The sequence below is a fragment of the Methylobacterium sp. WL18 genome (genome assembly GCF_008040015.1).
GTDB lineage: Bacteria > Pseudomonadota > Alphaproteobacteria > Rhizobiales > Beijerinckiaceae > Methylobacterium > Methylobacterium mesophilicum.
In genome coordinates, this window is the sequence record NZ_VRVD01000291.1 from 1 (window position 1) to 5836 (window position 5836).

Annotated in this window: 9 protein-coding genes; 4 read left to right on the plus strand and 5 right to left on the minus strand. The window is 68.7% G+C overall.

The genetic code is table 11. From position 1 onward, the window contains the following. On the plus strand, positions 1 to 837 hold an 837-nt coding region (locus FV228_RS18600; RefSeq protein ID WP_147855984.1), incomplete at its 5' end, for a glycosyltransferase. Positions 838 to 906: 69 nt separating this feature from the next. Here FV228_RS18600 and FV228_RS18605 read toward each other — a convergent pair. Further along, entirely contained in the window at positions 907 to 1515 is a 609-nt protein-coding gene (locus FV228_RS18605) for a hypothetical protein (protein WP_147855985.1), read from the minus strand. A 321-nt stretch (positions 1516 to 1836) separates the two neighbouring features. On the opposite strand from FV228_RS18605, the gene FV228_RS18610 reads away from it, so the two are divergent. Next, positions 1837 to 2454: an LpxA family transferase gene (locus FV228_RS18610; RefSeq protein WP_147855986.1), complete on the plus strand. Its 618-nt coding sequence runs from the start codon at positions 1837 to 1839 to the stop codon at positions 2452 to 2454. Positions 2455 to 2460: 6 nt separating this feature from the next. Here FV228_RS18610 and FV228_RS18615 read toward each other — a convergent pair whose 3' ends face one another. From FV228_RS18615 to cutA, 3 genes are all read right to left on the minus strand, one after another. Next, on the minus strand, positions 2461 to 2895 hold the full coding sequence (locus FV228_RS18615; protein WP_147855987.1) for a nuclear transport factor 2 family protein: 435 nt from the start codon (positions 2893 to 2895) through the stop codon (positions 2461 to 2463). A 32-nt stretch (positions 2896 to 2927) separates the two neighbouring features. Beyond that, positions 2928 to 3419, minus strand: a complete 492-nt coding sequence (locus FV228_RS18620; protein WP_147855988.1) for a lipocalin-like domain-containing protein — start codon at positions 3417 to 3419, stop codon at positions 2928 to 2930. A 175-nt stretch (positions 3420 to 3594) separates the two neighbouring features. Then, positions 3595 to 3927, minus strand: a complete 333-nt coding sequence (gene cutA / locus FV228_RS18625; RefSeq protein ID WP_147855989.1) for a divalent-cation tolerance protein CutA — start codon at positions 3925 to 3927, stop codon at positions 3595 to 3597. Between the two features lie 146 nt (positions 3928 to 4073). Between cutA and FV228_RS18630 the strand changes: the two genes are divergently transcribed. Both FV228_RS18630 and FV228_RS18635 read left to right on the plus strand, forming a co-directional pair. Continuing rightward, a complete protein-coding gene (locus FV228_RS18630; protein WP_147855990.1) occupies positions 4074 to 4841 on the plus strand; it encodes an NAD kinase in 768 nt (255 codons plus the stop codon). A 2-nt stretch (positions 4842 to 4843) separates the two neighbouring features. Beyond that, positions 4844 to 5326 (plus strand): N-acetyltransferase, encoded by a 483-nt coding sequence (locus tag FV228_RS18635; RefSeq protein WP_147855992.1) that lies wholly within the window; start codon positions 4844 to 4846, stop codon positions 5324 to 5326. 15 nt (positions 5327 to 5341) lie between these two features. Here the strand turns inward: FV228_RS18635 and FV228_RS18640 are convergent, their stop codons facing one another. Then, positions 5342 to 5542, minus strand: a complete 201-nt coding sequence (locus FV228_RS18640) for a hypothetical protein (protein WP_147855991.1) — start codon at positions 5540 to 5542, stop codon at positions 5342 to 5344. Positions 5543 to 5836 lie beyond the last annotated feature (294 nt).

Here is a 5836-nt window from a genome sequence, read left to right on the forward strand (position 1 = left end):
GTGCCGCCGCTGCCCGAGGGCTGGACCGGCAAGAACCACGCCTGCGCCCATATCGCCGGGCTCGCCGACGGCCGCCACCTCCTGTTCATCGACGCGGATGTCCGCCTGGAGCCCGAGGCCGCCGCGTCTCTCGTCGCCCAGGCGCGACGTGCCGGCGCGGCACTGGTCAGCGGCGTTCCGCGGCAGCGCACAGAGACGCTCGGCGAGATCCTCACCGTGCCGATGATCGATTTCCTGCTCATCGGCTTCCTGCCGGTGCCGCTGATGCGCCGCCGCCCGGATCCCGCCCTGGGCGCGGCCTGCGGGCAGCTCATCCTGTTCGAGCGCGCGGCCTATGCGGCGATCGGCGGCCACGGGGCGATCCGCGGTTTCCTGCATGACGGCGTGCGGCTGCCCCGGCTCCTGCGCGCGGCCGGCTACCGCACCGACCTCGTGGCCGGCGCCGGGCTGGCGACCTGCCGGATGTATCGGGGCTTCGGGGAGGCCTGGGCCGGGTTTTCCAAGAACGCGCATGAGGGCATGGCCACGCCCCGCGCCCTGCCGATCTGGACCGTACTCCTCGGCTGCGGCCAGATCCTGCCGCCGCTACTCGTGCTGGCCGGGCTGCTCGGCCTGATCCCACCGCTGGCCCTGACGGCGTCCGCCGCGGCCTGTGCGCTGTCGCTCGTGACCCGGGCGGCGATCACCCTGGCGGTGCGGGCACCGCTGGCGACGATCCCGCTGCACCCGGCGGCCGTGCTGGTGGCGCTGGCGATCCAGTGGAACGTGCTGCTGCGGGGCGGCCGCGCCGGCGCGGCCACCTGGAAGGGTCGCACCTACCCGGTCAGCGGCGCCTGAACGTTTTTCCGATGGTCCGGCGGAGCGGGTCCGCCGGATGGCTCATGTCAGGTCAGGCAAGCCAGACGATCACCGCGCGGTCGGCTGACACGGCTCGACCGAGCGCTTCCCCGTCCGGGGCTTCAGCGACACGATCAGCTGGACGTTCGGCACGTCGCCGACCTGGCGGGTGAGGTGCCCGACATGCCCCTCCGGTCCCTGCGGGGTGGATCCGGTATCGGCGTTGAACTCCACTTCACCCGGTCCCTGCTCCAGCACGGAGCCGTCCGTCGCCTCGACGGACCAGCGCCCCGACAGGGTGATCACCCATTGCGGGCCGGGGGCGGTGTGCCAGGTGCCGACGTAGCCGACCGGCAGGATCGCGTACTTGACCGACGCAACCTCGCCCGGCGGGAAGCCGACATACTGAGGCGCGGCGGGCGGCGCGTAGCTCTTGAAGATGAAGTTCTTGAGGTCGCAATACTGGACGTGGCTCTGGCCCTTGGCGTCGGCGTAGAGGGTGCCGTAGCGGAGCGCGGGCGGATTGGCCGCCGTCAGCCCGGCCGGGCCCGACGGGGCCGCCTCGATGGTCATCAGCGGCTCGCTCGGCTTGCCGCCAGCCGCCAGCACGGCCGTCCCGCCCGCACCGGAAGCCAGCAGCACCATCGCGATGCGGCCGGCGGTCTTGAATGCCTTCATGGTCTCGACGTCCCGAGTTCGCGGCGCCGAAGACGACGCCGTAGGCCCTATAGCCTCGCGGTCGACCGAGTCATAATTGTTGTTATGTATCACTAAATAAAATTGCCAATTAAACTTCCAGATCTCCCGCTTTTCAACAGTCGTATTCCGATCTGATTCGCCTCATATCGGGGCCGCCGCACGAACTTACCAAGTCAAGTCTTCGGCCCGTACCCGGGCAGACGCTCCGACCGCCCGGCGAATCCGCCCACAGGCGGCTGGTGCCGGTTCGCGCGGCCTGACAGGATCGGGGGCTGCGCCACCGCGCCGTCAGGATCGATCATGGCTGAGGACGTCCCGGACCTGCACGCGCTGATCGCGCGCTACCCCGCCTCCTGGCTGGGCGCGCTCGGTTTGGCGCCCTGGGAGATCACGGCCCAGGCGGCGGCGCTGGTCGCCGAGCGCATCGCCGGCCTCGACGGGGCGTACCGGATCGGGGACGGCGTCGCGATCCACGCGCAGGCTGTTGTCGAGGCTGGTGCCATCGTGAAGCCACCCGCGATCATCGGGCCGGGCTGCCTCGTGGCGGCCGGCGCCTATCTGCGCGGGGGCTGCTGGCTGGAGGCGGACTGCACCGTCGGCCCCGGCGCGGAGCTGAAATCCGCCTTCCTGTTCGCCGGGGCGGCCGCCGCACATTTCAACTTCGTCGGCGACAGTATCCTGGGCGCGAACGTGAACCTGGAGGCCGGCGCGATCATCGCCAATCACCGCAACGAGGCGCCGGACCGGCCGATCGCGCTCCGGCTGGGTGGCCGGCGCGTCGAGACCGGAACCCGAAAGTTCGGGGCGCTGGTCGGCGACGGCGCCCGGATCGGCGCCAACGCCGTGATCGCCCCGGGGGCCGTGATCGACCGGAACGCCGTGGTGCCGCGCCTGGGTTTGATCGACCAGGGTGGCTGAGGCGCCTCAGTTCCAGGTGTGCAGCACCGTCCGCCAACCACCCTTCTGCCGTTCGAGGACGTTCACCCAGTTACCCTCGAACTTCTTCTTGGGGCCGCCTTCCACCGGACCGGTCATCTCCCAGCGCCCCGAGATGATGAGCAGGTTGTCCTTCGCGACCGCGTTCTTCACCGTCGTCTTGTGGTCGTCCCAGCCCTTCGCCTTCAGGCCGGAGAAGAATTTCGGAATGCCGTCGCGGGTCTGGGTCGCGCCCTTCGTCACCACGAGGGCGTCGGGTGCGTAGAGCTTGCCCAGCGTCTCCATGTCGTCGCGGTTGTAGGCCTCATCCCACTTGGTCGCCGCACTCTGGGCGTCGGCCTCCAACGCCTCCGCCAGGCACAAGCCGGGCAGGATTGCGGCGGCAGCGAAAACCAGGGCCGGCAGAACGTGATTGCGGGGCATGATGTCCTCCCAAGACAGCCGCGAACAAGAAATCAGGGATATTTCTCCCAGATCAGCGTGATGACGCTCAGCTTCCCGTCGACATTGAACTTGAACGGCGTGGTCGTGTAGACCAGTTGCCGTCCACTCTGCTCGACGTGCCGAACCTGCGAGGTCCCCGTCCAGGCCTCGTTCCAAGACGTGTCGATGCTATGGGTGACGCGGTCGGCATCGAACCGGTACGTCCCCGCATAGGCGAAGAACGTCCTGTGCAGGTGGATCCGGTCCGCATCGGACATCGCGTCGTTGGCCGCGGGCCTGTTGCGCCCCTCGAAGGCGCAGACGACCATCATCCGTCCGTCGCGGCCGTAGGTGATCCAGCCGTTCGGCTTCGGGCCGCCATAGGCGTCCACGACTTCTCCGGTCTCGACGATCTTGCGCGTGGCGGTGACGAGCCGCCAGGTCCCGACCACCGCGTCGGCGTCCAGGGCATGCGCCTCCGGCAGGCCGAAGCCGATCGCAAGGATTGCAAACAATCCCCTCATCGCGAATCACCGCAAGTCGTGGAGGCGCATACGTCGCGCATCTCCCTACGAATGCAGCATTGAACGATTATGAAGTCAATTCTTTTAGCCGTAATATTGCAGAAACCGAGCGCCAGCATTCAGCGAATGCCTCGATAATCCACCGTCAGACCCGGTGCAGGCGCAGCGGTCCAGCTTACTCTGCGCCATCGGCTCCGGTCTCGGACAGGATCCAGGCGGCGGTGTCGGCATCGGCGCCGGCGATCGGCCAATGCAGGATGATCGGCGTCTCGTAGGGATGACGCGCCTTCAGGGCAGCCGACAGGACATCGGCCAGACCCTCACGGCTCTTGAGGATCGCCGCGACCTCCTCCCCTCGTTCCACCGCGCCCTTCCAGCTGTAGACCGACAGCATCCCGGGCAGGACGTTGATGCAGGCGATGAGGCGCTCGCGGACCAGGGCCTCGCCGATATTCAGCGCGGAGGCGGCGTCGGGAAAGGTGGTGTAGACGAGGAGCGGACGCTCCATGCTATGCCTCCAGGATCGCGCATGTGCCCGAGGAGTCAGACGCATGCGGGGCACCGACGTCAACCGGGCGGTTCGCTCATCAGACTGGAGCCGTGACGTGACCCCCGACGCGACCCCGACGCGCCTGCCCGGCATCGCCTGACGCCATGCCGACATTCAAGAAGATCGCATTCGTGGCGAGCCCCACCGGGTATGCCCGAGAGGCCGCCGCCGCCCTGATGCGGCGCTACGATCACGTCTCTCCCGAGGAGGCGGATGTCGTGGTCGCGCTCGGCGGCGACGGGCTCATGCTGCAGGTGCTGCACCGATTCATGGATCGGCCCAAACCGATCTACGGGATGAACCGCGGCACGGTCGGCTTCCTGATGAACGAGTTCCGGGATGACGACCTCTTGGAGCACTTGGAAGCCGCCCAGCGCAGCGTCATCCACCCGCTGGTGATGGACGTGACCGACACCGAGGGCCGCAGCCATCGGGCCCGGGCGATCAACGAGGTCTACCTGCTGCGCCAGACGCACCAGACGGCCAAGCTGAAGATCGCCGTGGACGGGCACGTGCGGCTGGACCTGCTGATCGCTGACGGGGTGCTGGTCGCAACGGCGGCCGGCTCGACCGCCTACAACCTCTCGGTCGGCGGCCCGATCCTGCCGCTCGACGCGAAGCTGCTCGCGCTGACGCCGATCTCGGCGTTCCGCCCCCGGCGCTGGCGCGGCGCGCTGCTGCCGGATTACGCGAAGATCCGGATCGACGTCCTCGACGCCCCCCACCGCCCGGTGGCCGCAGTCGCCGACCACACCGAGTTCCGGCGGGTCTGCACGGTGGAGACCTCGCTGGACCGCGCCACCGAGCTCGTGCTGCTGCACGATCCCGGGCACAGCCTCGACGAACGCATCCTGCGTGAGCAGTTCGGTTGAGCCTGGAGATCAGACCGGCGCGCGGCTCAGACCACGCGGCGATCGCCCGGATCATCGTGCCGACCGTCCGGGCGGGCGAGACCTACGCGCTCGATCCTCGGCTTGGCGAGGTCGAGGCCGTCGCCTATTGGACCGGCGCGGATCGCGAGACTTTCGTCGCCGAGCGAAATGGGGCGGTACGCGGCACCTATTACCTGCGCGCCAATCAGGCGGGCGGCGGGGCCCATGTCGCCAATTGCGGCTTCATGACCGACCCGGCTGCGGCCGGCCTCGGCATCGGCAGGGCCATGGGCCTGCACGCCCTCGATCGGGCGCGCGAGCGCGGGTTCACGGCGATGCAGTTCAACTTCGTAATTTCGACAAACCTGCGGGCCGTGTCGCTGTGGCAGAGCCTCGGCTTCGAGCAGGTCGGCCGGCTCCCGGGCGCCTTCCGGCATCCGGGTCTCGGCTTGGTCGACGCCCTGGTCATGTTCAGGACGCTCTAACAAGGCGCGAGCCGGTCAGAGTCGGTTGACGGCGACCAGTTCGCTCTCGCGGATCGCGCGCTCACCGGCTTCCGTCCGGATCCGGTAGGAGCGCTCGCCGGTCTGATCCTCCGGCATCAGGCGCAGGATCTCGAAAACCTCGCCGCCGCCCTTGTCGCCCGGAAGTCCGAGCTGCACCCGGCAGACGCGCTGGCCGATCTTGAATTTATGGGTCATGCCAAGCTCCTGAGGCGGGGTCTCGAACGGGGCGTTCGAGGGTGGCCGACCGCATCGCGATCGGACCGGTCCCCAATGTCTTGATGCTCACGCGCCCGCGTGCCGGATCGGCAGCTGCTTCGGCGTTGAGACCTTACCGCTTCTTGGCCGCCTTGGCCTTGCGGGCAAGGTAGCGTGCATCGCGCTGGAGCTTCTGCTCGGCCTGGAGGGCCTTGGCACGCTCCTGGGCGGCGAGCTGCTCGGCAGCCTTGCGCTCGGCCTCGGCCTGACGCTCGGCCTCGGCCTGGGCGGCGG